Genomic DNA, 21,799 nt, shown 5'->3' on the forward strand with positions numbered 1-21,799 from the left:
CACTTCCGGGCGTTGACGCGGCGTCACCGGAGTAAACAGACATGTCGCAGGCCGTCCTCGTTGCCACCGATAAAGTGCCTTCCCGTGTCTCCTGGGGCGCCATCCTCGCCGGCGGCCTCGTCGCCGTGGCCGTGGGCGCCATGTTCAACATCCTGGGCGTCGCCATCGGCGCCAGCACCATCGACCCGCTGGTCGCGGGCGAGACCCCCGGCGCGGGCAGCTTCGGCGTGGCCGGCGCCGTCTGGCTGCTGGTGGCCAATCTGCTCGGCCTGGCCTGCGGCGGCTATGTCGCGGCGCGGCTGTCCGGCACGGCGGACGACACTGACGGCGTGCTGCACGGCCTGTCCGTCTGGGCCGTTGCCTTCCTGATCTCGGCCGTGCTGCTCGGCAATGTCGTCTCCGGCGCGGCGCGCGGCGTGGGCGGCCTGATGCAGGGTGCGACCGAGGCGGTGTCCTCCGCGGCCATCCAGGCAGTGCCGGAGGTGAGCGACGCGGACGCGCTGGTCGATCGCCTGCAGGCCAGCCTTCAGGGCGGCGGTGACCCGGCGGCCCTGACCGAGGACCAGCGCCGTACGGAGATCGCCCGGCTGATCGGCGAACGTGCGCGCCAGGGCAGCTTCACCCCGGCGACGCGGGACCGGCTGTCGGCGCTGGCCGCGGCGGAGTTCGAGATCACCCCGGCGGAAGCCACCCAGCGCATCACCGCGCTGGAAGCGGAGGCGACCCGCCTGACGCAGGTTGCCGAGCAGCGGGCGCGTGAGGCGGCCGATGCGGCGGCCCGCGCGGCCTCGATCGGGGCGTTCTGGCTGTTCGCGACGCTGCTGCTGGGCGCCGCGGCGTCCGTCATCGGCGCCCGGATCGGCACCCGCAAGACGATGCTGCTGGCAGCACGTCGCTGACGAGTTGAGCCGGGGGCCTTCGGGCCCCCGGACGGGCGATCAATGCCCGGCGCGCACCGCTGCGGCGGGCGCGCCACGTCCGCCCAGGCGGCGGATGCCGCCGCTGAAGAAGATCAGCAGGATCCCCACGGCGATCAGCACGGCGCTCCACAGCAAGGTGGAGGTCAGGCTCTCCCCCACCAGACGTGGCCCGTGGTCGACCAGCACCCCGAGCGCCAGCGCCATCAGCAGGCCGAAGACGCCCAGCGTCAGGGCAATAAGCCCCACGCCGTCGGCGATGGAGCCGACCAGCGCCGCAGAGCGGGACCGGGTGCTGCTGGCATTCTCCCGCACCGTCTTGCTGAACAGGTAGAGAAACAACACGGCCACCACGATCCAGACCCACATGCCGTCCAACCCCTGACCTGCCGCGCACGGCGATTGCCGCGCATTTGCGGCCAGGGTGCTGCGCCGCGCAAGGGTTTTGGCGGGGCCGGGCGTGCAGAGGTGCCCCTGTAACGCGAAAATCCGCCAGGGCGGGTGCCCTGGCGGATTTTCCGGCTTTGACGGCGCCCTGGTGGGCGCCGGTGCGATGCCTCAGTAGCGGTACTGCTCGCCCTTGAAGGGGCCCTGCTCCGGCACGCCGATATAGCCGGCCTGCAGGGAGGACAGCTTGGTCAGCTTGGCGCCGACCTTGGCCAGGTGCAGCGCGGCGACCTTCTCGTCCAGGTGCTTCGGCAGCACATAGACCTTCTTCTCGTACTTGCCCGGATTCGCCCAGAGCTCGATCTGCGCCAGCGTCTGGTTGGTGAAGGAGGCGGACATGACGAAGGAGGGGTGACCCGTGGCATTGCCCAGGTTCACCAGCCGGCCCTCGGAGAGCAGGATGATGCGCTTGCCGTCGGGGAATTCGATCTCATCCACCTGCGGCTTCACATTGTCCCACTTGTAGTTCTTCAGCGCGGCGACCTGAATCTCGCTGTCGAAGTGGCCGATGTTGCAGACGATGGCGCGGTGCTTCATGGCGCGCATGTGGTCGGCGGTGATGACGTCCACATTGCCGGTCGCGGTGACGAAGATGTCGGCCACCGGCGCGGCATCGTCCATGGTGACGACCTGGTAGCCTTCCATCGCGGCCTGCAGGGCGCAGATCGGATCGACTTCGGAGACCATGACGCGGCAGCCGGCATTGCGCAGGCTGGCGGCGGAGCCCTTGCCCACATCGCCGAAGCCCGCAACCATCGCGACCTTGCCGGCCATCATCACGTCGGTGCCGCGGCGGATGGCGTCCACCAGCGATTCACGGCAGCCATAGAGGTTGTCGAACTTCGACTTGGTGACGCTGTCATTCACGTTGATCGCCGGGAACAGCAGCTTGCCTTCCTTCGCCATCACATACAGGCGGTGGACGCCCGTGGTGGTCTCCTCGGAGACGCCGACGATGGACTTCGCCAGCTGGGCGAACCAGCCCGGCTTCGTCTTCACCAGCTTCTTGATGAGGGCGTAGAAGACTTCCTCTTCCTCATTGGTCGGCTTCTCGAGGAAGGCGGTGTCGCCCTGCTCGGCGCGCAGGCCGTAATGCACCAGCAGCGTCATGTCGCCGCCGTCGTCCAGCAGCACGTTCGGCGTGCCGCCGTCACCCCACTCCAGGGTCTTCTGCACATAGTCCCAGTATTCCGGCAGCGTCTCGCCCTTGATGGCGAAGACCGGCGTGCCGGCGGCGGCGATGGCGGCCGCGGCGTGGTCCTGGGTGGAGAAGATGTTGCAGGAGGACCAGCGGACATCGGCGCCGAGATGCTTCAGCGTCTCGATCAGCACGGCGGTCTGGATGGTCATGTGCAGGCAGCCGGCGACGCGGGCGCCCTTCAGCGGCTGCGCGGCGCCGTATTCGGCGCGCACCGCCATCAGGCCGGGCATCTCATCCTCGGCCATGTTGATTTCCTTGCGGCCCCAGGCGGCGAGGGAAAGGTCCTTGACGATGAAGTCCTGGCCGGCGGCGTCGGGCATGGAAAATCCTTTGGGTCGCGTGTGACTTGGCTGCGGCGGCGTGTAGCAGGCGGCCGGGCGCAGGCCAAGCTATATCGCGTTAATCATAAGGATATCTTTATATCTGGGCATCAATTTGAAGCTCAGTCGGGTGCTCTCGGCGGCCAGGCGCGGGCGCCGTGCAACACCGCCAGGATCTCAATACGTTGATCCTTCAGGCGATAGGGCAGCAGGAAGGGCGTGCCTGGCAGCACCAGCTCGCGTGTCCCTGGGATGCGTCCGGGCCGACCCCTCTCAGGAAACTCCCGCAGCGCTTCTGCTGCCGCGACGAGGCGGGCGAGCAATCGCCCGGCCTCACCGTCCGGGCGGTTTGCGGCTGTCCTGGCGCCTATATCGTCTAGATCGGCCAGCGCCAGGCGCGTCCATTCGACGGCAATCACCCAGAGGCGCGCCGCCAACGGTCAAGGACGGCCTGAACCTCCCCCGCCTCGGCGAAATTCCCCGCATCGGCCTGGGCCAGACCCTGGCGGATATGCGCCTCCTGCGCAGCCTGCAGTTCAAGCCAGGCCTCGACAGCCTGGCTCACCACCTGCGACCGGTCCCGCCCATCCCGCGCCGCCAGGGCATCCAGCGCGTCACGCTGGGCGGTGTCGATGCGGATGGTCATTTCGGTCTTGGCGGATGCGGGCATCGGCGCCTCGGGCTGTTCGCGATGCGCAATCCTACACCCGCAGCGGTGAATCGATCTACTTCAGCGGAAAGCCCAGCGCCGTCAGCGAATCCCGCATCTTGTCGCGCCCCGACAACCCCGCGGCCGTGCCCACGCGGCTCATCATGCGCTGGGTCCAGTCCTGCTGCCCCATGCCCTGGGCCACGGAGAAATCGCCCAGGGCCTTGTCGTAGCCGGCGATCTTCCGGTCCTCCTCCGTCACCTGATACTGCTCCCGATGCAGCACCAGGGATTGCGGCAGGCGGGGTTTCACGGCGCCCTGCACCGCCGGATGGCCCACGGCCATCCCGAAGCAGGCGAAGGCATTGGGCGGCAGGTTCAGCTCGGCTGCCACCTTTTCCGGATACTGCCGCAGCTGCCCGACATAGACGGTGCCGAGACCCAGCGATTCCGCCGCCACCAGCGCGTTCTGCGCGGCCAGGGCGGCATCCACCAGTGCCACCATGAAGGATTCCAGGTAGTCCAGCCCCTCCATCTTGCGCTGATGCGCCTCCCCCAGCCGGGTCAGGCGGGAATTGTCGGCGATCCAGCACAGGAACAGCGGCGCCTGGCGGATGAAGGCCTGGCGGCTGGAAAGGTCGGCCAGCCGATTGCGCCGCGCCTCATCCTCCACCGCCACCACGGACCAGGCCTGGAGGTTGGAGGAGGTGGGGGCGGATTGCGCCGCGGCCACCAGCGTCTCCAGCGTGCCCGGCGCCAGCTTTTCATCCGTGAAGCTGCGGATGGAGCGGTGGTTCAGCAATGTCTCCAGCACCGGATTGGTCATCTCCAGCGCCGTCTCCGGGCCGGCATCGGCGCCATAGCGGGCGCGGACGGTGTCGATCGGGGCCTGGTCCATGCATGTCTCTCCGGAATCTGGATGCCGCGTAACGCGAAGATGCCCAACCGGTCCAGAGGCCGCGCGCAAGGCAGCCTCGCGAAGGCATTGGTTGATGCTGCACTGCGGCGGGTCCATACCCCGGGCCATCATGCTGTCAGGTTCCAACCCCCCCATGTCCGACATGACCCCCATCCGCCGCGCCCTGCTCTCCGTCTCCGACAAGACCGGCATCGTCGAATTCGCCCGCCAGCTCGTCGCCCATGGCGCCGAGATCCTGTCCACCGGCGGCACCGCCCAGGCGCTGCGCATCGCCGGCATCCCGGTGAAGGATGTGGCGGAGCATTCGGGCTTTCCGGAAATCCTCGACGGGCGGGTGAAGACCCTGGTGCCGCAGGTCCATGGCGGCCTGCTCGGCCGGCGCGACCTGCCGGAGCATCTGGCGCAGATGGAGGAACACGCCATCGCCCCGATCGACCTGGTGGCGGTGAACCTCTATCCCTTCGAAGCGACGGTCGCGAAGGGCGCCAGCTTCGAGGACTGCATCGAGAATATCGACATCGGCGGCCCGGCCATGATCCGCTCCGCCGCCAAGAACTTTGCTTCCGTTGTTGTCGTCACCGAGCCTGGACAGTTGGCGGAGGTGCAGGCGGAACTGGCGCAGGGGGGCACCAGCCTAGGCCTGCGGCGGCGCCTGGCCCAGGCGGCCTACGCCCGCACGGCGGCCTATGACACCGCCATCAGCACCTGGTTCGCCGACCAGAATGGCGAGGTCTTCCCGCCGCGCCTGGCTTTCGCCGGTCTGCTGCGTCAGAGGCTGCGCTATGGCGAGAACCCGCATCAGCAGGCCGGCTTCTACGCCGATGGCAGCCTGCGGCCGGGGCTTGCCACCGCCGCGCAGATCCAGGGCAAGGAGCTGTCCTACAACAACCTGAACGACACCGACGCCGCCTTCGAATGCGTCGCGGAGTTCGAGCAGCCGGCCATCGCCATCGTCAAGCACGCCAATCCCTGCGGCGTGGCGGAGGCCGAGAGCCTGGCCGCCGCCTGGGACCTGGCCCTGCGCTGCGACCCGGTCTCCGCCTTCGGCGGCATCGTGGCCGCCAACCGCATCCTGGATGCCGAAGCCGCCGAGCGCATCACGGCCATCTTCACCGAGGTAGTGGTGGCGCCGGACGCCGATGCCGCCGCGCGCGCCATCTTCGCCCGCAAGAAGAATTTGCGGTTGTTGCTGACCGGGGCGCTGCCGGACCCGGCGGCGCCGGGGCTGACCTTCAAGTCGGTGGCCGGCGGCTTCCTGGCGCAGTCGCGCGATGCCGGGCGGGTGGCGCTGGAAAAGCTGAAGGTCGTCACCCAGCGCGTGCCGACGCAGCAGGAGCTGGAAGACCTGCTCTTCGCCTTCCGCGTCTGCAAGCATGTGAAGTCCAATGCCATCGTCTATGCGAAGAACCTCGCCACCGTCGGCATCGGCGCGGGGCAGATGAACCGCGTTGAGAGCAGCCGCATCGCGGCCTGGAAGTCCGAGGCCGCGGCCATGGCGGCGGGGCTGGAGCGGCCATTGGCAGAGGGTTCCGTCGTCGCCTCCGACGCCTTCTTCCCCTTCGCGGACGGGCTGGAAACGGCGGCGGCCGCCGGCGCCACGGCGGTGATCCAGCCGGGCGGGTCGATGCGGGATGCGGAGGTGATCGCGGCGGCGGACAAGGCCGGCCTCGCCATGGTCTTCACGGGCATGCGCCACTTCCGGCACTAAAAATTACGGATCTGTCATTTTTCTGCCGCCCCTGGCCTTCCATTCGGCCGGGGGCGCAACCATCTCGCGCGCCGTCTCCACCATCCAAGGGCTTGAGTTGATGAACCGCCTCCTCGACGGCTATCGCCGCTTCCGCGCCGACACTTGGCCGCAGGAGCGTGCGCGATTCGAGGAACTGGCCGCGCAGGGCCAGAGCCCGCACACCATGATCATCGCCTGTTCCGACAGCCGCGTGGACCCGGCGGTGATCTTCGGCGCGGGCCCGGGCGAGCTGTTCGTGGTGCGCAACGTGGCCAATCTGGTGCCGCCCTATGCGCCCGACAGCGACTTCCACGGCACCAGCGCGGCACTGGAATTCGGCGTGCGGGTGCTGAAGGTCACGCAGCTTGTCGTGATGGGCCATGCCATGTGCGGCGGCGTCACCGCCCTGCTGCGCGGCGCCCCGCCCGAGGCGCGGGACTTCGTGCCCATCTGGATGAGCATCGCCAGCGAGGCCCGCCGCCGCGTGCTGGAATGCGTGCCGGTGGAACAAGCGCAGCAGGAGGCCTGTGAGCTGGAAGCGGTGCGCATCTCGCTGGCCAACCTCATGACCTTCCCCTGGGTGGCGGAGGCCGTGGAAGCGGGGCGTCTGACCTTGCAGGGCGCGCATTTTGGCGTGGCGACCGGGCGACTGATGCTGCTGGGCGCGAACGGGGAATTCGCGCCGGCATAGCCAGCGGCGGCACCGGGATGCGAGTCTGGGTTTCCAAACCCCGATTCGCGACAAAGGACTCCTCGCCTGCCGGACTGGCTGCCCCTCGCGCTGATCGCCGGCGCCCTGGCCTTCGGCCTGCTGTTGCTGGTGCTGGCGCTCCGCGGCCGGCGCGGGGATGAGGTGCTGCGCCTGGGCGCGATGATGGAGGCCCTGGCCGCCGGGCAGGACCGCCTCGCGCGCCTCAGCGAGGACCGGATGCGGGAGCAGGAGCGGACGTTGGCCGCGCGGCTGGACAACGCCGCCGAACGCAGCCAGGCCACCGCCACCGCCATCCAGCAGCGCCTGTCGGTCATCGACGCCGCACGTCAGAATATCGAGGCGCTGGGCGGGCAGGTGACCTCGCTGGCCGCCATGCTCGGCAACAAGCAGGCACGCGGGGCCTTGGGGGAGGTGCAGCTGCGCGACCTGGTGGCGGATCGGCTGCCGGCGGCCGGCTTCGCCTGGCAGCACACGCTGTCCAACGGCACGCGCTGCGACTGCCTGATCCGCCTGCCCTTCCCGCCCGGCCCGATCGTGGTGGACAGCAAGTTCCCGCTGGAGGCCTGGGCCGCGATGCAGGACGCGCCGGATGCTGCCGCGCGGGTTGTCGCGACGCGCCGCTTCACCGCCGATATCCGCAAGCATGTCGCCGATATCTCCCAGAAATACCTGATCCCCGGGGAGACGGCGGAGGGTGCGCTGATGTTCCTGCCCTCCGAGGCCGTGCACGCCACGCTGCATGCCGCGCATGCGGACCTCGTCGCGGAGGCCGCGCGACGCGGCGTGCATATCGTGGGGCCCTCCAGCCTCTGGGCCGTGCTGAACACCATGCGCGGCCTGTTGCGCGACGCGCGGCTTCAGGATGAGGCGCGGCGCATCCGGCATGAGGTGGAGGCGCTGGCCGAGGACTGCGCCCGGCTGGAACGCCGCACCGGCGCCCTGCGCGGCCATTTCGCGAATATCCAGCAGGATGTGCGGGATATCGAGATCACCGCGGAGAAGATCATCCGCCGGAGTGCGGCGATCCGCGCCCTCGACATTCCGGACGAGACGACGAGGGCTGCGGAATGATGTCGCTTCCACCCAACACTTCCGCCCCCGTCGCATGACCCTGCTCCAACTTCAATCCGCGCTCGGCCTGCTCGCGCTCACCGCCCTCGCCTGGGCGCTCGGCGGCTTCCACCGGCGCACGCCGTGGCGCGTCGTCGCGGCCGGGCTGGGCTTGCAAATTCTCTTCGCCGCCGCGCTGCTGCATATCCCGCCGCTGCGCGCCGCCTTCGCCCTGCTGGGCCGCGCGGTGGATGCGCTGGCCACGGCGACGCGGGCCGGCACCAGCTTCGTCTTCGGCTATCTCGGCGGCGGGCCGCTGCCCTTCGCCGAGCCTTTTCCCGGCGCCGGCTTCATCCTGTTCTTCCAGGGCCTGCCGCTGGTGCTGGTGGTCGGCGCGCTGGCCGCCGTGCTGTACCACTGGCGCGTCATCCCGGTGATCGTGGAGGCGCTGGCCCGGCTGCTGACGCGCGCTTTCGGCCTCGGCGGCGCGGCCGGCTTCGCCACGGCCGCCAATGTCTTCGTCGGCATGGTGGAGGCGCCGCTGCTGGTGCGCCCCTGGCTGGCGCGGCTTTCGATCAGCGAGATGTTCGTGGTGATGACGGCAGGGCTCGCCACCATCGCCGGCAATATGCTGGTGGTCTACGCCGTGATGATCGCCCCGGTGGTGCCCGACGCAGCCGGTCAGTTGCTGACCGCCAGCCTGATCTCGGCGCCCGCCGCCGTGCTGGTGGCGCTGCTGATGCGCCCCCGCGCCGAGGGCGATCCGCCGCCGGAGGTCGAATCCGCCGCCGCCGCACCTCGCCTCTATGACAGCACGATGGAAGCGCTGGTGCGCGGCACGCAGGATGGGCTGACCCTGCTGCTCGGCATCATGGCGACGCTGATCGTCTTCGTGGCGCTGGTGGCGCTGCTGAACATGGCGCTGGAACCGCTGACCGGCCTGACCTTGCAACGTATCTGCGCCGTGCTGTTCTGGCCGCTCGCCTATGCCATGGGCATCCCGGCCGAGAGCGCTGGCACGGTTGCCGCCTCGCTCGGCACCAAGGTCGTGGTGAATGAATTCGTGGCCTATCTCGAACTGGCGCGGTCGGGCGGGCTGGGGCTGAGCGAAAGGTCGCGGCTGATCCTGGTCTATGCGCTGTGCGGCTTCACCAATTTCGCCTCGGTCGGCATCATGCTCGGCGGCATGGTGGCGATGTGTCCGGAACGCCGGGCGGATATCGTGAAGCTCGGCCTGCCGGCGCTGGTGGCCGCGACCATCGCCTGCTGCATGACGGGCGCGGTGGTGGGGCTGCTGACGGCGTCGTGACGGAGGCTTCGCCAGCCCTGCGGGATGTCTTGCCGCCGGGTGAGGAGATCCGCTGGCATGCACAGGCGCCTCTTTCGGATGGCATCGGAGTGTCCATTGGCATTTCGCTGTTCGGCCTGATCTGGACCCTGCTGATCGTCGCGGCGGACCCTGAGGCGCGGATGCTGCTCAACGACACGCCGGTGCAGGATCCGCTGACCCGCCAAGTGATCTGGATTCAATTCATGATCGTTGGCTTCGCGATGATGCTGGCGCTGCCCTTCCATGTGATCGCCGCGCCACGCATGAGGTATGTGGTGACGGATCGGCGGGTCCTGGAACTGATCCGGCTGCGCGGCCTCGGTCGGGTACACAGCAATCTGCCGTCGCGGATCTGGGGGACGGTGCCGTCTGACCCGTCCGATACACCACGTCAGGAAGCGATCCGTATCCTGCGCCACGCCCCGCACCACAAAGGACCAGGCAGAGCGGATTGGATCACCGAGTTCCCGGCGATGCGCGGCAGTCCGGGCGCAGTTGCGGCCATCAGGACGCTGGTGGCGGCGCCGAAGCCGCTGATTGGGCACCAGCATATCCTCATGCGCGTGCCCGAGCGGCTTCGCGCCGCCTTCGCAACCAGGCTGCGCCCCGATGAGCGTCTGCTATGGGCGGCGCAACCTGACCCTATACGGTACGCCCGCTCCATCCTGATCGGGTCCGTGCTCATTCTTGCGTTTCTCGCCCCCTTCTTCCTGTTGATGCGAGCGACGGGTGCCTTCGACATCATCACGATCGGCTTTGGCGCGTGGTGTCTGCTGGCCCCGGCCATGGCCTGGTTCAGGGCATCCTGGACAGGCTTCGGCATCACGACGCAACGCGTCATCGTGCTGGACCACACGCCACTCCTTGGCCGGGAAACAACCTGGCCACTCGCTGCCATCGAAAGCGTCTCGCGCCCTTGGCCACAGAAGCAGGGCGGCAGCCTGACCCTGCGCGATGGTCAGCGACTCGACATGAAGCACAATCCTGCGACGCTGGTGCTGCGGGCCCTGCCCGATATCGCGGCCGCGGAGGTCGCACTCTTCGTCGCGTTGGATGGGCTGGCGCAGCCGGCAACAGCCCTGGAGGATACCTGAGATGATCGCCTTCCTCGGCCCGCCCCCCGCCGGCTCCCCCCGCCCCTTCAGCGAGGCGACGCGGGCCGGCGGGCTGGTCTTCGTCTCCGGCCATTCCGCGCCGCATGACCCGGCCAACGGCGTGCACCGCGGCGCGACGCCGGCCGAGGAAGTCCGCAATGCGCTGGCGAAGGTCGCCGCCATCCTGGAATCCGCCGGCAGCAGCCTGGACCGCGTGGTGCAGATGACCATGCTGATCACCGACCCTGCCGACTACGCCGCGCTCAACGCGGAGTACGTAAAGCACTTCCCGAATGGTCTGCCGGCCCGGCACACCGCCCGCTTCGGCGTGCCCACGGAAGCCCGCGTCGCCTTCGCCTGCATCGCCCTCGCCGGAGAGCCCACCCATGCGTAGCCACCTGGTCCAGCGCAACCTCCGCCAGGACCCGCCCCTCGCCCTGCGCGGCGAAGGCATCTTTCTGCATGACTCCAACGGAAAGACCATCATCGACGGCTCCGGCGGCGCGGCCGTCGCCTGCCTCGGCCATGGTCATCCCCGCGTGCTGGACGCCATGCGGGCACAGATGGACAGGCTCACCTACGCCCATACCGCGCTGTATTCCTGCGAGGCGGCGGAGGCACTGGCCGATCTGGTGCTGGAAGGTGAGCCGGGCGGCCTGACCCAGCTCTATCTGTGCTCCTCGGGCTCTGAGGCCATGGAGGCGGCGCTGAAGCTTTCCCGCCAGTATTTCTGGGAAATCGGGCAGCCAAACCGCCAAAAATACATCGCGCGGCGGCAGAGCTATCACGGCAATACGCTCGGCGCGCTGGCGGCCGGCGGCAATGCCATGCGGAAGGCGATCTACCAGCCGATCCTGTCGGACGCCTTCAGCCATGTCGCGCCCTGCTACGCCTATCGCGACCGTGGCCCGGCTGAATCCGATGCGGATTACGTGGCCCGGCTGGCGGCGGAGCTGGAGGCGGAGTTCCAGCGCCTCGGCCCCCAAAGCGTCATCGCCTTCATCGCGGAGCCGGTGGTGGGTGCGACGCTCGGCTGCGTCACCGCCTTGCCCGGCTACTTCCCGGCCATGCGCGCAGTCTGCGACCGCCACGGCGCGCTGCTCATATTGGACGAGGTGATGTGCGGCATGGGCCGCACCGGCACCATGCATGCCTGGGAGCAGGAAGGCGTGACGCCCGACATCCAGGTGGTGGCGAAGGGCCTGGGCGGTGGCTACCAGCCGATCGGCGGCATCCTGGCCAATCACCGCGTCATGGACGCGCTGCGCGATGGCAGCGGCGCCTTCATGCACGGCCATACCTACCAGGCGCATCCCATGGCCGCCGCCGCCGCGCTGGCGGTGCAGCGTGTGATCCGGGAGGAGGGGCTGCTGGCCAATATCCAGGCCATGGGCGCGCTGCTGGAACAGCGCCTGGTGGAGCGGCTCGGCAACCACCGCCATGTCGGCGACATCCGCGGCCGCGGCCTGTTCTGGGCGGCCGAGTTCGTCCAGGACCGCGGCACCAAAACCCCCTTCGACCCGGCGCTGAAGCTGAACGACCGGATCAAGCGCGCCGCCTATGACAACGGCCTGGCCTGTTACCCCATGGCCGGCACGCTGGATGGCCGCCTCGGCGACCATGTTCTGCTGGCGCCGCCCTATATCGCCACCGCCGCGGACATCGAGGCCATCGTCGCCCGCTTCGGCGATGCGGTGGACACGGCGCTGGCCGGGCTGCCGGAGTCTTCATCGACTCCGCAATGAACTGATCCTTCCGAAAGGCGTTCTGTACCCGAAGCCCAGCCACGAGGCCGGGCCAAGAGACAGGAGAAAGCGCTATGGACAAGGATCGCATCAAGGGCGCCCTCAACGAGGCCAAGGGCGCCGTGAAGAAGACCGTCGGCGAGGCCGTCGGCAATGAGCGTCTGGAGGCCGAAGGCCACCTCGACACCGTCAAGGGCAAGGCCCAGGGCGCCGTCGGCCGCACCAAGGACGCCGCGCGCGACGCCGTCGACGGCAAGGACCGGGTCTGATCTGGGGAGGGCTTCGGCCCTCCGCGTCAGGACCTGACGAAAAGCCCCTCTCCCGCCCGGGAAGAGGGGCTTTTTAATGTCTGGAGCCTCAGCCCGGCTTGCGCAGCAGCGCCCGGACCACCTCGGCCGGGCCCTGATGGCGCGGGCCCTCATCCAGATGCACGGTGCCTTCCAGCAGTTCCAGCACCTCCAGCGCCCCGAACAGATCCTCGACCAGGGCACGGGTCCAGAGCAGCGCCGGGATTTTCGGTCCGCCACTGCGACGGCCGTGCTGGGCAGGCGAAAAGGCCTCCAGCGCCAGCAGCCCGCCCGGTGCCAAGGCCCGGATGGCGCCCGTCGCGGCCGCCGCGCGGTCCTCCGGCGGCAGATGCAGGTAGATCCAGGCCACCAGATCGAAGCCGCCCTCCGGATAGGCCCAGCTGGCGGCATCCGCCGTGAGGGTGGTCATCGCCACGCCCCGCGCGGCGGCGAAGGACGCCGCCTTGGCCGAGGCGACCGGCGACCAGTCGAGCGAGGTGGTCACCAGCCCCCGCGCCGCCAGCCAGGCGCCGTTCCGCCCCTCCCCATCGCCCAGCGCCAGCGCCCGCATGCCGGGCCGCAGCCAGGGGCCGAGGCTTTCCAGATAGCGGTTGGGCGCCTCCCCGAACTGGAAGCCGCCGCCGGCATAGCGCTCATCCCAGGCGAGCGAGGTGCTCATGCGCCCGGATTCCAGCCGGGCGGCGCCAGCTCGAAGCCGGCGAAGTGGAAGGCGGGTGAGACGGTGCAGGACACCAGGCTCCAGCGGCCCGCGACCGGCCAGGCGGCCTGCCACCAACCAGTCGGCACCACGCCCATCAGCGTCGCGCCGACACCGATGCCGGGGCCGAGCAGCACTTCGGAATCCACCTGTCTGCCATCCCGCGACAGGGCCAGCTTCAGCGGCCCACCGCCCTGCCAGAACCAGCATTCGGCGGCATCCACCCGGTGCCAGTGGCTGCGCTGCCCGGCTTCCAGCAGGAAATGGATCGCGGTGCCGGCACCACGCCCGCCCTCCGCCGGCACGTCGCGCCAGACCTCGCGGTAATGCCCGCCTTCCGGATGCGGGGCGAGGCCGAGCCCCGCCACCACCTGCGCCGCCGTCAGACGGGGATCAGTCAGGTCCATCGCTCAGCCGGGCGGGGCGGTGCGGGCCAGGGCCGGCAGGCGGGAGACCTCGGCGAACCAATCGGCCAGCCGCGGATGCCCGGCGCGCCAGGGTTCGTCGGCGAAGCGGAAATCCAGGTAGCCCAGGGCGCAGGCCACCGCGACTTCCCCGATATCGGCCAGGCCCTGGGGCGGATCAGCCTCCAGCGTCGCCAGCCCGCGTTCCACCGCCGCCTTCTGGCGGGCGATATAGGCAAGGCGGGTGTCGTCCATCGGCTTGCCGAAGCGCATCCGCCGCGCCACCGCCGCATCCATGATCCCATCGGCCAGGGCATGGCGGATCTGGGCGGAGAGCCGGGCGAGGCTGCCCGGCGGTGGAAACAGCGGCACGGCCTCTCCCACCGTGTCGAGGTATTCGCAGATCACCCGGCTGTCGAAGACCGGCCGGCCGTCATCGGTCACCAGCGTCGGCACCTTGGACAGCGGGTTGTCCTGCAACAGCTCGGCGGGCGAGGCATGCGGGTCGGTCACGATGATCTCGATCCGCCCCTCGATGCCGCGCAGGATGGCGCAGGCCATGACCTTGCGCGCGAAGGGGCTGGCATGGGCGTGGTGCAGTTTCATGAGGCGTTTCCCGATTCAGGCCGCGGCAGAGCGCCGCCGCGCCGCCTGTGCGCCGCAGCATCGCAGGCATCTGTGCCGCAGGGAAATGAAAGCTTGGCGCGACTCAGAGCCTGTTCCGAAAGGTCGGCGGTTGAGGGCCGGACCGACCCGCCGACCTTTCGGACGGGCTCTCATCCCTTGAAGTAGTTCTTCGCCTCGCGCCGCGCGGTGAATTCGGCCAGGTCGCGGGCGCGGAAATAGGGGTTCGCCGCCAGTTCCTGCGCCAGGGTCGTCGGCACGGTGGGCCGCCCCGCCGCGCGCAGCGCCCCGGCTGCCTCGGCCTCCGCCCGCAGCACCTTGTTCTCGGGCTCAACGGTCAGGGCGAAGCGGGCATTGGCCTCGGTATATTCATGGCCGCAGCAGAAGCGCGTCTCCGGCGGCAGCTTGGCCAGGCGGCGGAAGGATTTGTACAGCGCCTCCATGCCGCCTTCCTCCAGCGGCCGCCCGCAGCCCAGCGCGAAGACGACATCGCCGCACAGAAGGAAGTGGTCGGCGGCGAAGTGGAAGGCGATATGGCCGGTGGTGTGGCCGGGCAGGTGCATCACCTTGGCCTCGGCGGCGCCGAAATGCACCGTGTCGCCCTCATCCACCGCCAGATCCAGCTTCGGCAGCCGGTGCGCATCCGGCTTGCCGCCGATGATGCGGGCCTCCGGAAAGCGCGCCTTCAGCTCCGCCACGCCGTTGATGTGGTCGCCATGGTGGTGGGTCAGCAGGATCAGATCCAGCCGGCCACCCGCTGCCTCCACCGCCGCAATGGCGGGGCCGGCCTCGCCGGGGTCGCAGATGGCGATCGCGCCGGTCGGCGCATCGCGCAGCAGCCACAGGTAGTTGTCCTCGAGGCAGGGAACCGCCTCCACCTTCACCGACATGCCGTGACCCTTCCCTGACGGATACCCGGTCCAAACGGGACCGTTCTCTCCTATATCCCCGGCATGACGACTGAGGTCCATGGTTTGCTGGCCTTCTATGCCAGTCCCGGCGGTGCGCTGGCGGCGCGGCTGCTGCGGGAACGGCTGGCCGTGCTCTGGCCGGCCCTGCCTGGGCTGGACGTGCTCGGCATTGGCCATGCCGCGCCCTATCTCGGCCTTTGGGCGCGGGAGGCGGCGCGCTGCATCGCGCTGACGCCGGCCCAGGGGGCGCTGGCGCCCTGGCCGGCGGAGGGCCGATCCGCGGCCCTGCTGGCGGAGGAGGAGCAACTGCCCTTCCCGGATTCCAGCTTCGACCGGGTGCTGCTGGTGCATGGGCTGGAGCAGGCGGACAATGCCCGCCGCATGCTGCGGGAGGTCTGGCGCGTGCTGCGCGACGATGGGCGGCTGATGGTGGTTGTGCCGAACCGCCTCGGCCTCTGGGCGCAGATGGAACGCACGCCCTTCGGCCATGGCCAGCCCTATTCCCCCGGCCAGCTCTCCCGCCTTCTGGGGCGGCACCTGTTCCGGGTGGAGCGGCGGGAGTCGGCGCTGTTCGTGCCGCCCTTCGGCCTGCCCCTGTTCAGCCCCCTGGCGCGGCCCTGGGAGAGGCTGGGCCGGCAGCTTTGCCCGCGCCTGGCCGGCGTCGCGATCGTGGAGGCGGAGAAGGACCTGCACGCCGTCATCCCGGCCGGGGCACAGCCGGTGCGCCGGCGGGTGGTGGTCCCGATCTAACAGCCCATTCGGCAACGGCTTGTTCACCGCCCCGCGCCATAATCACCCACCACGCCATGCGATCGGACGCATCGCCGGCGCCACGGGGATCAAGGCATGTCTGTGACGATCGATCCGACCGACACCATTCGCGACGCCGTGCGGGCGGAGCTGCATCCGGCGCTGGCGGATTTCCAGCGCTTCGTCGATCGCCGCATCGCCGAGCTGAGCGCGGAGCTGCATGCCAGCGTCGAGATCTCCGACATGGGAGAGGAGCGGGTGACGAAGGAGCTCGCCCGCATCCACGATCAGATCGGCCAGCTCGTCGCCGTGCCCGCCGCCGCCACCCGCAACAGCGGGCTGGAGCTGGAGGCGGTGGTGCAGGCCACCGAAGCCGCTGCCAATACCATCATGGAAGCGGCGGAGGCGATCCAGGACTGGGTCGCCAAGGGCGGCAAGGACAAGGACGCGGTGGCGGCGATCGCCGAGCGGGTGAACTCGATCTTCGAGGCCTGCAGCTTCCAGGACGTCACCGGCCAGCGCATCCGCCGCGCCATCCAGCACCTGCAACAGGTGGAATCGATGCTGGAGACGATGATCCCCGGTGACGCGCGGCCGGAAGTGCCCCGCGAGCAGGTGGAGGTGAAGACCGCCATCCGCACCGTCGAAACCCCGGCCGGCGGCGACCTGGCCCAGGCCGCGATCGACGCCCTGCTGGATGATTTTTGACCAGCCCTACAGGATGAAATCGTCCGCCGTCAGCACTGTCTCCGTCGCGAAGTTCAGGCTGATGCTGCTGCCGCCGGAGGTGGTGACGACCACATAGGGATATTCATAGCCGGGCGGGCTGGAGGCGATCTCAAGCGCCGCGAAATCGGCATAGCCAAAGGCGCTGAGGTCGATCAGGTCCTCGCCCTGCTGGAAATCCTGGATGCTGTCCTGGCCATGGCCGGGGGCGAAGCTGAAGATGTCCCCGCCGCCGGCGCCGGCATAGATCTGTTCCCCGGCGCCATCGATGAACAGGTCGCCCTGGTTGGTGCCGACGAAGCTCTCGAAGCGCAGCACGCTGGCGCCCACCTGGCCGTCCAGCGTCAGGGTGAAGGCCTGAAGGTCCAGCACGGCCGCGAAATCCTGCACGTCGATCAGGTCCAGCGTGTCGCGCCCGCCCTCGCCATCGAAGCGGTTGCCGGCGAAATCCAGCGAGATCTCGTCGCCTTCCAGGAACAGGGCGATCTGCAGCAGGTCGTCGCCGCCGCCCAGTGCGATCAGATTGTCCGCCAGCACGATGCGGGCCACGCCCAGCGCGCCCTCCTCGCCATCCGCGCCGGCGATGCCGAGGCGGTTGGTGACCAGGATGCCGCCTTCCTCGAAGGTCCCGACATCGGCCTCCGACCCGCCGAAGCCGCCCCAGCCGCCAAAACCACCCCAGCCGGCATGGGCCAGGGCCTCCAGACGCACCGTGGTCGCGGCCTCGCCACCGGCGCCGATCCGGTTGCCGACCAGCGCCGCCACCGCGTCCCCGCCGTCGCCGCCGTCGCCGGCATCGCCGCCGATATCATTGCCCTCGTCGCGGCCGCCGAAGCTCTCGCCGCCTACATTGTCCTCCGAGCCGCTGCTGCCGAAGCCGGAATCGCCGCCCCAGCCGCCATCGCCGCCGCGACCGCCATAGGCCGCGACTGCCAGCAGCCAGTCCGTGCCGGTCGCCAACTGGGCCTCCAGCCCGCTGATCCGGGCCATGGCATCGCCGCCTTGGCCGCCGGCGCCCCCGGCGCCGCCCTCACTGCCGTCGATCCCATCCGTCAGGTCGATGTCGAAATCGCCCCAGCCGCCATTGCCGCCCCGGCCGCCATCGCCGCCGTGACCGGCCCTCGCGGTCGCTGTCAGCACATGGTTGGCGCCGGGACCGTCATTGCCGAGGAAGCCCAGGATCTCGGCCTGCGCATCGCCGCCCGCCCCGCCGGCGGCCCCGGCGCCGCCGCTGCCGCCCTGGTCGGCGGTGTCGTAGAGCCCGCCGGCGACGTTGCCGTCCTCGTCCAGCACCATGACGTCCCATTCCGGGGCGGAATCGCCGCCCCAGCCGCCATCGCCGCCGGCTCCGCCCTCACCGCCCGTGGCTGCCATGCGCAGCGCTGATTCGTCGCGCCCGGTGAGCGCCCCCTTCAGCCGGGTGCCCGCCCCGTCCGCGATGGCCGAGGCGGCGCCGCCGGCACCGCCCGCGATACCATCCGTGCCATCCTCCCCGCGCGGGGTGATCCGCGTGTGCTGGGGCGAGGTGTAGAGATAGATCTCGGCGCCCGCGGCACCGTCCGTGCCGGCATTGCCGGCGCCGCCTTCGCCGCCCTCGGCCAGTCCCTGGCGCTGGACCCGGTCCGCCTGCTGGCTGCCGGTCAGCACATCGTCACTGTCGAACAGCGTGGCCTGCGCCGCCGCGCCGGCCTGGCCCATGGCGCCATCGGCGCCGATTTCCTGCCGTGTCTCGTCGATGTCGAGCGGCTCTCCCATCGGGCCGAACAGCAGATTGCCGGCATCCAGGCTGGCCAGGCTCGTCTCGCGCAGGGTCAGCCGCACGCCGCCCTCGAGGTCGATCCGCACCACGCTGCCGATCTGCGTGGCCGATCCCAGCAACCCTTCCAGCGTCAGCCCGGCGAAGGCCGAAAAATCGATCAGATCCTCGCCGGCCGCGAAGTCCACCAGCACCACCTGGCCGGCCTGCGGCCCGATGCGGAAGACATCGGCACCCGAGCCGCCCGTCAGCCGGTCATTGCCGCCGCCGCCCTGCAGCGTGTCGGCGCCATCGCCGCCGACGATCGTGTCGTTGCCGAGCCCGCCGCGCAGCAGGTCGTCGCCGCCACGGCCCACCAGGCGCAGGCTGTTGGTCATGCCGGCGGCCTCCACATTGAGGCTGGCGGTGGCGATCCGGGCCAAGGTGATGGTGGTGGCCGGGCTCAGGGCGGCGTCCGCCGCGGCGCCGAGCGTCAGGCTGATGCTGTCGGCGGCCCGCAGCACCACCTGTTCGAAGCCACGCAGGCCGAGAAAGGCCGCGTCATCGACCTCCAGCGGGCCGGCGGCGACGATGCGCAGCGTGTCGCGCCCCGCCCCGGCATCCTGCATCAGCCCGGGGACGAAGAGGTTCGCGGTGCCGACGGTGTAGAACAGGTCGGCGGCCGAAGTGCCGTCCTGTAGCAGCGGCCCGCCGGTCAGCGGGTTGATCCGGAACAGCGCCATTCTTTCCCCCCACCGCCGCGCCCGTTTCGGTTTCGCGGCGTAAGGAGCTTAGGCGTGGGCGGGGCCGCGTCCAGCGCGAAGCTTGCCGAAATGGCACCGCGCGAAACACGGTTTCGCGCGGTGCGGTGCGGGGGGAGCCCTCAGACACGCTCCAGGCACATGGCGACACCCATGCCGCCACCGATGCACAGCGTGGCCAGGCCGCGCTTGGCATCGCGCCGCTGCATCTCGAACAGCAGGGTGTTCAGCACCCGCGCGCCGGACGCGCCGATCGGATGGCCGAGCGCGATGGCGCCGCCATTGACGTTCACCCGCGCCGGATCCCAGCCGAGGTCCTTGTTCACCGCGCAGGCCTGCGCCGCGAAGGCCTCATTCGCCTCGATCAGGTCGAGCGAGGCGATGTCCCAGCCCGCCTTCTGCAAGGCCTTGCGGCTGGCCGGGATCGGGCCCGTGCCCATGATGGAGGGATCGACGCCGGCCGTGGCCCAGGAGGCGATGCGCGCCAGCGGGGTGATGCCGCGCTTCCGCGCCTCCGCCGCCGTCATCACCACGGCGACGGCGGCGCCGTCATTGATGCCGGAGGCATTGCCCGCGGTCACCGTGCCATCCGCGCTGAAGGCCGGGCGCAGCTTGGCCAGGACCTCATAGGTCGTGTCGGGGCGGGGGTATTCGTCATCGCTGATGACGGTATCGCCCTTGCGGCCCTTCACAGTGACCGGGACGATCTCGTCCTTGAAGCGGCCGGCCTTCATCGCCTCGCCAGCCTTACGCTGGCTATTGGCGGCGAATTCGTCCTGTTCCTGGCGGGTGAGCTGGAACTTCTGGGCCACATTCTCCGCCGTGGTGCCCATGTGGTAGCCGTGGAAGGCGTCCCAGAGGCCATCCTTGATCATGGTATCGACCATGGAAAGGTCGCCCATCTTCTGCCCGGCGCGCAGGTTCGCCGCATGCGGCGCCTGGGTCATGCTTTCCTGGCCGCCGGCCACCACGATGGCGGCATCGCCACAGGCGATCTGCTGCGCCGCCAGCGCCACGGCGCGCAGGCCGGAACCGCAGAGCTGGTTGATGCCGAAGGCGGTGCGTTCCACCGGAATGCCGGCGGCGACCGCCGCCTGGCGGGCCGGGTTCTGGCCGGCATTGGCGGTCAGGATCTGGCCGAGGATGACCTCATCCACCTCCGCGCCCCTCAGCCCGGCGCGGGACAGCGCGGCCTGGATGGCGATGGTGCCCAGCGCATGGGCGGGCAGGGTGGCGAAGGCGCCGTTGAAGGCACCGACGGGGGTGCGGGCGGCGGAGGCGATGACGATATCGGACATGCTGGCGGACATGGGCCCTGGGGCTCCTTGGCTCGGGAGACTGGTCGTTGACGCCAGTGTGGGACGGCGGGCCGGCCGCTACAAGTCGCGCAACCATGCCAGCAGCGGCCGCCACAGCGCCGCCTCCGCCCCGCTGCCGGCGGTCATGCCGATATGGCCGCCGGCGGCGACATGCATCCGCACCCGGCCCAGCCGCGCGGCCAGCGCCTGGGCCGAGGCCGGCGGCACGATGCGGTCGCGCGCCGGCACGGCGCAGAAGGCGGGCATGGTGAGCGTGGCCGGATCGACCACCGCCCCGGCCACCCGCCAGGCGCCGCGCGCCGGGGTATTGGCGCCGTACCAGCCGCCCAGCGCCTCCCGCGCCACAGGCGCGGCCAGCGGCACGCCGTCATTCAGCCAATCCTCCAGCGCCACGAAGTTCCGGGCGCGGTCGGAGTCCGGGTCCAGCCGGGCGAAGGCACGGAATTTCTGAGGGATTCCGAAGGGGTCGAGGCCGGCGAACAGGGTCTGGATGGCGTCGGTGGGCAGGGTGCCGCCGGCCTGCATCAGCGGCTCCAGCCCCGGCAGCAGGGCGGCGACGGTGCGGGCGCGGGTGGTCTCCGCGGCATCGCTGTGAAAATTCCACGGCGTGGCGAGCAGGGCCAGGGCGCGCACCCGGTCCGGCCGGCGCAGCGCCGCGGCCAGGGCCAGCAGCCCGCCCATGCAATAGCCCACCAGCACCACCGGCCCGGGCGCGGCCATCAGCGCCCGTTCCAGCCTGCCGGCGATGTAGTCGGTCAGGGTGAAGCCGCGCTCCGCCTCGCCGGGCCAGCCCCAGTCGAGCAGCAGGGGGCGGGTGCCCTGGCCGGCCAGGAAGCGCAGCATCGACCGGCCCTCGGCCAGGTCCAGCACCTGGGCGCGATTGATGAGGGAAGGGACGAACAGCAGCGTCGGGCCGGACCCGCCATAATCCAGCAGCCGCGTGTCGCCTTCCGCCCAGATCGCGGGCGGGTCCGGCAGGGTCCGGCTGTAGGGGTGGCGGCGATAGGCGGCGATGCCCGCCAGCAGCGCCCGATCGGCGCGCAAAAGGCGGCGCAGGATGGCGGCCCGAAAAGCCTCAGGCGGCTGGTTTGCGGCGGCGAGGGCGGCGGCGATCCGGCGCATCTCCACCTGGCCTGCCGGGGAGATCGGGCGCGCCGGGTTCGAGGGAGGCCAGCCGCCGTTCCAACTCATCGAGCCGTCGGCGGAGGGCAGCATCGCCGTGCCCGCCAGCGCCGCCATCCCCCGGCTCGCTCCCAGGATCAGGTGCAGCGGCAGCGGGCGCGGGCCGCGGCGGCGCAGCGGGGCCGTCATGCGGCGGCATGCCCGGCCAGGCGGCCGGCGGGAAGGGTCCCGTTGGAAAAGGCCCGGTGGGAAAAGGACCCGGCGGAAAGGGGGAAGGATAGGGCGGGGCGCGGCCGAAGGGCGGTGCGGTCGCGGCGCGCAGCCAGGCG

23 protein-coding genes are annotated in these 21,799 nt (G+C 70.2%); 11 read left to right on the top strand and 12 right to left on the bottom strand.

Annotated features, from left to right (window positions below; all coding sequences use genetic code 11):
* Positions 1 to 41: 41 nt before the first annotated feature.
* Entirely contained in the window at positions 42 to 899 is an 858-nt protein-coding gene (locus tag ACVFYP_RS13045; protein WP_499200618.1) for a hypothetical protein, read from the top strand.
* Positions 900 to 938: 39 nt separating this feature from the next.
* Here ACVFYP_RS13045 and ACVFYP_RS13050 read toward each other — a convergent pair whose 3' ends face one another.
* From ACVFYP_RS13050 to ACVFYP_RS13070, 5 genes are all read right to left on the bottom strand, one after another.
* Positions 939 to 1,286, bottom strand: a complete 348-nt coding sequence (locus ACVFYP_RS13050; RefSeq protein WP_499200619.1) for a hypothetical protein — start codon at positions 1,284 to 1,286, stop codon at positions 939 to 941.
* Positions 1,287 to 1,475: 189 nt separating this feature from the next.
* A complete protein-coding gene (gene ahcY, locus ACVFYP_RS13055) occupies positions 1,476 to 2,885 on the bottom strand; it encodes an adenosylhomocysteinase (protein ID WP_499200620.1) in 1,410 nt (469 codons plus the stop codon).
* A 122-nt stretch (positions 2,886 to 3,007) separates the two neighbouring features.
* The gene (locus ACVFYP_RS13060; RefSeq protein ID WP_499200621.1) at positions 3,008 to 3,322 is read right to left on the bottom strand and encodes a type II toxin-antitoxin system RelE/ParE family toxin; all 315 of its coding nucleotides are present in this window, start codon (positions 3,320 to 3,322) and stop codon (positions 3,008 to 3,010) included.
* The gene (locus ACVFYP_RS13065) at positions 3,301 to 3,555 is read right to left on the bottom strand and encodes a CopG family ribbon-helix-helix protein (protein WP_499200622.1); all 255 of its coding nucleotides are present in this window, start codon (positions 3,553 to 3,555) and stop codon (positions 3,301 to 3,303) included. The genes ACVFYP_RS13060 and ACVFYP_RS13065 overlap by 22 nt, the downstream gene beginning before the upstream one ends.
* 55 nt (positions 3,556 to 3,610) lie before the next feature.
* Positions 3,611 to 4,432 (bottom strand): NADPH-dependent oxidoreductase, encoded by an 822-nt coding sequence (locus ACVFYP_RS13070; protein ID WP_499200623.1) that lies wholly within the window; start codon positions 4,430 to 4,432, stop codon positions 3,611 to 3,613.
* A 154-nt stretch (positions 4,433 to 4,586) separates the two neighbouring features.
* On the opposite strand from ACVFYP_RS13070, the gene purH reads away from it, so the two are divergent.
* The 8 genes from purH to ACVFYP_RS13110 all read left to right on the top strand — a co-directional run bounded on the left by purH (position 4,587) and on the right by ACVFYP_RS13110 (position 12,382).
* Positions 4,587 to 6,161, top strand: a complete 1,575-nt coding sequence (gene purH, locus ACVFYP_RS13075) for a bifunctional phosphoribosylaminoimidazolecarboxamide formyltransferase/IMP cyclohydrolase (RefSeq protein ID WP_499200624.1) — start codon at positions 4,587 to 4,589, stop codon at positions 6,159 to 6,161.
* 100 nt (positions 6,162 to 6,261) lie between these two features.
* Positions 6,262 to 6,873, top strand: coding sequence for a carbonic anhydrase (locus tag ACVFYP_RS13080; protein ID WP_499200625.1), 612 nt, complete (start codon positions 6,262 to 6,264; stop codon positions 6,871 to 6,873).
* Positions 6,874 to 7,002: 129 nt separating this feature from the next.
* The gene (locus ACVFYP_RS13085; protein ID WP_499200626.1) at positions 7,003 to 7,965 is read left to right on the top strand and encodes a DNA recombination protein RmuC; all 963 of its coding nucleotides are present in this window, start codon (positions 7,003 to 7,005) and stop codon (positions 7,963 to 7,965) included.
* 34 nt (positions 7,966 to 7,999) lie between these two features.
* Positions 8,000 to 9,253, top strand: coding sequence for a NupC/NupG family nucleoside CNT transporter (locus ACVFYP_RS13090; protein WP_499200627.1), 1,254 nt, complete (start codon positions 8,000 to 8,002; stop codon positions 9,251 to 9,253).
* Entirely contained in the window at positions 9,250 to 10,368 is a 1,119-nt protein-coding gene (locus ACVFYP_RS13095; protein ID WP_499200628.1) for a hypothetical protein, read from the top strand. The genes ACVFYP_RS13090 and ACVFYP_RS13095 overlap by 4 nt, the downstream gene beginning before the upstream one ends.
* A gap of 1 nt (position 10,369) precedes the next feature.
* Positions 10,370 to 10,762, top strand: a complete 393-nt coding sequence (locus ACVFYP_RS13100) for a RidA family protein (protein ID WP_499200629.1) — start codon at positions 10,370 to 10,372, stop codon at positions 10,760 to 10,762.
* Complete coding sequence (locus tag ACVFYP_RS13105) at positions 10,755 to 12,113, top strand: aspartate aminotransferase family protein (protein WP_499200630.1); 1,359 nt, start codon at positions 10,755 to 10,757, stop codon at positions 12,111 to 12,113. Before ACVFYP_RS13100 ends, ACVFYP_RS13105 begins: the two co-directional genes overlap by 8 nt.
* A gap of 74 nt (positions 12,114 to 12,187) precedes the next feature.
* Complete coding sequence (locus ACVFYP_RS13110) at positions 12,188 to 12,382, top strand: CsbD family protein (RefSeq protein WP_439599354.1); 195 nt, start codon at positions 12,188 to 12,190, stop codon at positions 12,380 to 12,382.
* An 88-nt stretch (positions 12,383 to 12,470) separates the two neighbouring features.
* On the opposite strand, the gene ACVFYP_RS13115 is transcribed toward ACVFYP_RS13110, so the two are convergent.
* The 4 genes from ACVFYP_RS13115 to gloB all read right to left on the bottom strand — a co-directional run bounded on the left by ACVFYP_RS13115 (position 12,471) and on the right by gloB (position 15,036).
* Positions 12,471 to 13,079, bottom strand: a complete 609-nt coding sequence (locus tag ACVFYP_RS13115) for a class I SAM-dependent methyltransferase (protein ID WP_499200631.1) — start codon at positions 13,077 to 13,079, stop codon at positions 12,471 to 12,473.
* Positions 13,076 to 13,525, bottom strand: coding sequence for a cupin domain-containing protein (locus ACVFYP_RS13120; RefSeq protein ID WP_499200632.1), 450 nt, complete (start codon positions 13,523 to 13,525; stop codon positions 13,076 to 13,078). The genes ACVFYP_RS13115 and ACVFYP_RS13120 overlap by 4 nt, the downstream gene beginning before the upstream one ends.
* Before the next feature lie 3 nt (positions 13,526 to 13,528).
* Positions 13,529 to 14,128, bottom strand: coding sequence for a glutathione S-transferase N-terminal domain-containing protein (locus ACVFYP_RS13125; RefSeq protein ID WP_499200633.1), 600 nt, complete (start codon positions 14,126 to 14,128; stop codon positions 13,529 to 13,531).
* 170 nt (positions 14,129 to 14,298) lie between these two features.
* Complete coding sequence (gene gloB / locus ACVFYP_RS13130; RefSeq protein WP_499200634.1) at positions 14,299 to 15,036, bottom strand: hydroxyacylglutathione hydrolase; 738 nt, start codon at positions 15,034 to 15,036, stop codon at positions 14,299 to 14,301.
* 63 nt (positions 15,037 to 15,099) lie between these two features.
* Between gloB and ACVFYP_RS13135 the strand changes: the two genes are divergently transcribed.
* On the top strand, positions 15,100 to 15,807 hold the full coding sequence (locus ACVFYP_RS13135) for a class I SAM-dependent methyltransferase (protein WP_499200635.1): 708 nt from the start codon (positions 15,100 to 15,102) through the stop codon (positions 15,805 to 15,807).
* Between the two features lie 96 nt (positions 15,808 to 15,903).
* Positions 15,904 to 16,515, top strand: a complete 612-nt coding sequence (locus ACVFYP_RS13140) for a hypothetical protein (protein ID WP_499200636.1) — start codon at positions 15,904 to 15,906, stop codon at positions 16,513 to 16,515.
* Between the two features lie 6 nt (positions 16,516 to 16,521).
* Here ACVFYP_RS13140 and ACVFYP_RS13145 read toward each other — a convergent pair whose 3' ends face one another.
* The 3 genes from ACVFYP_RS13145 to ACVFYP_RS13155 form a co-directional block, all read right to left on the bottom strand.
* Positions 16,522 to 19,011, bottom strand: a complete 2,490-nt coding sequence (locus ACVFYP_RS13145; RefSeq protein WP_499200637.1) for a calcium-binding protein — start codon at positions 19,009 to 19,011, stop codon at positions 16,522 to 16,524.
* A 140-nt stretch (positions 19,012 to 19,151) separates the two neighbouring features.
* Positions 19,152 to 20,327 (bottom strand): acetyl-CoA C-acetyltransferase, encoded by a 1,176-nt coding sequence (locus tag ACVFYP_RS13150; protein WP_499201270.1) that lies wholly within the window; start codon positions 20,325 to 20,327, stop codon positions 19,152 to 19,154.
* Between the two features lie 78 nt (positions 20,328 to 20,405).
* Positions 20,406 to 21,659: an alpha/beta fold hydrolase gene (locus ACVFYP_RS13155; protein ID WP_499200638.1), complete on the bottom strand. Its 1,254-nt coding sequence runs from the start codon at positions 21,657 to 21,659 to the stop codon at positions 20,406 to 20,408.
* Positions 21,660 to 21,799 lie beyond the last annotated feature (140 nt).

This window comes from Roseomonas sp. F4 (genome assembly GCF_053891155.1).

Coding starts and splice junctions, on each gene's coding strand:
- ahcY (WP_499200620.1), bottom strand. CDS start 2,885: ATGCCCGACGCCGCCGGCCAGGACTTCATCGTCAAGGACCTTTCCCTC.
- ACVFYP_RS13070 (WP_499200623.1), bottom strand. CDS start 4,432: ATGGACCAGGCCCCGATCGACACCGTCCGCGCCCGCTATGGCGCCGAT.
- ACVFYP_RS13050 (WP_499200619.1), bottom strand. CDS start 1,286: ATGTGGGTCTGGATCGTGGTGGCCGTGTTGTTTCTCTACCTGTTCAGC.
- ACVFYP_RS13090 (WP_499200627.1), top strand. CDS start 8,000: ATGACCCTGCTCCAACTTCAATCCGCGCTCGGCCTGCTCGCGCTCACC.
- ACVFYP_RS13145 (WP_499200637.1), bottom strand. CDS start 19,011: ATGGCGCTGTTCCGGATCAACCCGCTGACCGGCGGGCCGCTGCTACAG.
- gloB (WP_499200634.1), bottom strand. CDS start 15,036: ATGTCGGTGAAGGTGGAGGCGGTTCCCTGCCTCGAGGACAACTACCTG.
- ACVFYP_RS13110 (WP_439599354.1), top strand. CDS start 12,188: ATGGACAAGGATCGCATCAAGGGCGCCCTCAACGAGGCCAAGGGCGCC.
- purH (WP_499200624.1), top strand. CDS start 4,587: ATGTCCGACATGACCCCCATCCGCCGCGCCCTGCTCTCCGTCTCCGAC.
- ACVFYP_RS13140 (WP_499200636.1), top strand. CDS start 15,904: ATGTCTGTGACGATCGATCCGACCGACACCATTCGCGACGCCGTGCGG.
- ACVFYP_RS13080 (WP_499200625.1), top strand. CDS start 6,262: ATGAACCGCCTCCTCGACGGCTATCGCCGCTTCCGCGCCGACACTTGG.
- ACVFYP_RS13065 (WP_499200622.1), bottom strand. CDS start 3,555: ATGCCCGCATCCGCCAAGACCGAAATGACCATCCGCATCGACACCGCC.
- ACVFYP_RS13125 (WP_499200633.1), bottom strand. CDS start 14,128: ATGAAACTGCACCACGCCCATGCCAGCCCCTTCGCGCGCAAGGTCATG.
- ACVFYP_RS13150 (WP_499201270.1), bottom strand. CDS start 20,327: ATGTCCGATATCGTCATCGCCTCCGCCGCCCGCACCCCCGTCGGTGCC.
- ACVFYP_RS13045 (WP_499200618.1), top strand. CDS start 42: ATGTCGCAGGCCGTCCTCGTTGCCACCGATAAAGTGCCTTCCCGTGTC.
- ACVFYP_RS13115 (WP_499200631.1), bottom strand. CDS start 13,079: ATGAGCACCTCGCTCGCCTGGGATGAGCGCTATGCCGGCGGCGGCTTC.
- ACVFYP_RS13105 (WP_499200630.1), top strand. CDS start 10,755: ATGCGTAGCCACCTGGTCCAGCGCAACCTCCGCCAGGACCCGCCCCTC.
- ACVFYP_RS13135 (WP_499200635.1), top strand. CDS start 15,100: ATGACGACTGAGGTCCATGGTTTGCTGGCCTTCTATGCCAGTCCCGGC.
- ACVFYP_RS13120 (WP_499200632.1), bottom strand. CDS start 13,525: ATGGACCTGACTGATCCCCGTCTGACGGCGGCGCAGGTGGTGGCGGGG.
- ACVFYP_RS13155 (WP_499200638.1), bottom strand. CDS start 21,659: ATGACGGCCCCGCTGCGCCGCCGCGGCCCGCGCCCGCTGCCGCTGCAC.
- ACVFYP_RS13100 (WP_499200629.1), top strand. CDS start 10,370: ATGATCGCCTTCCTCGGCCCGCCCCCCGCCGGCTCCCCCCGCCCCTTC.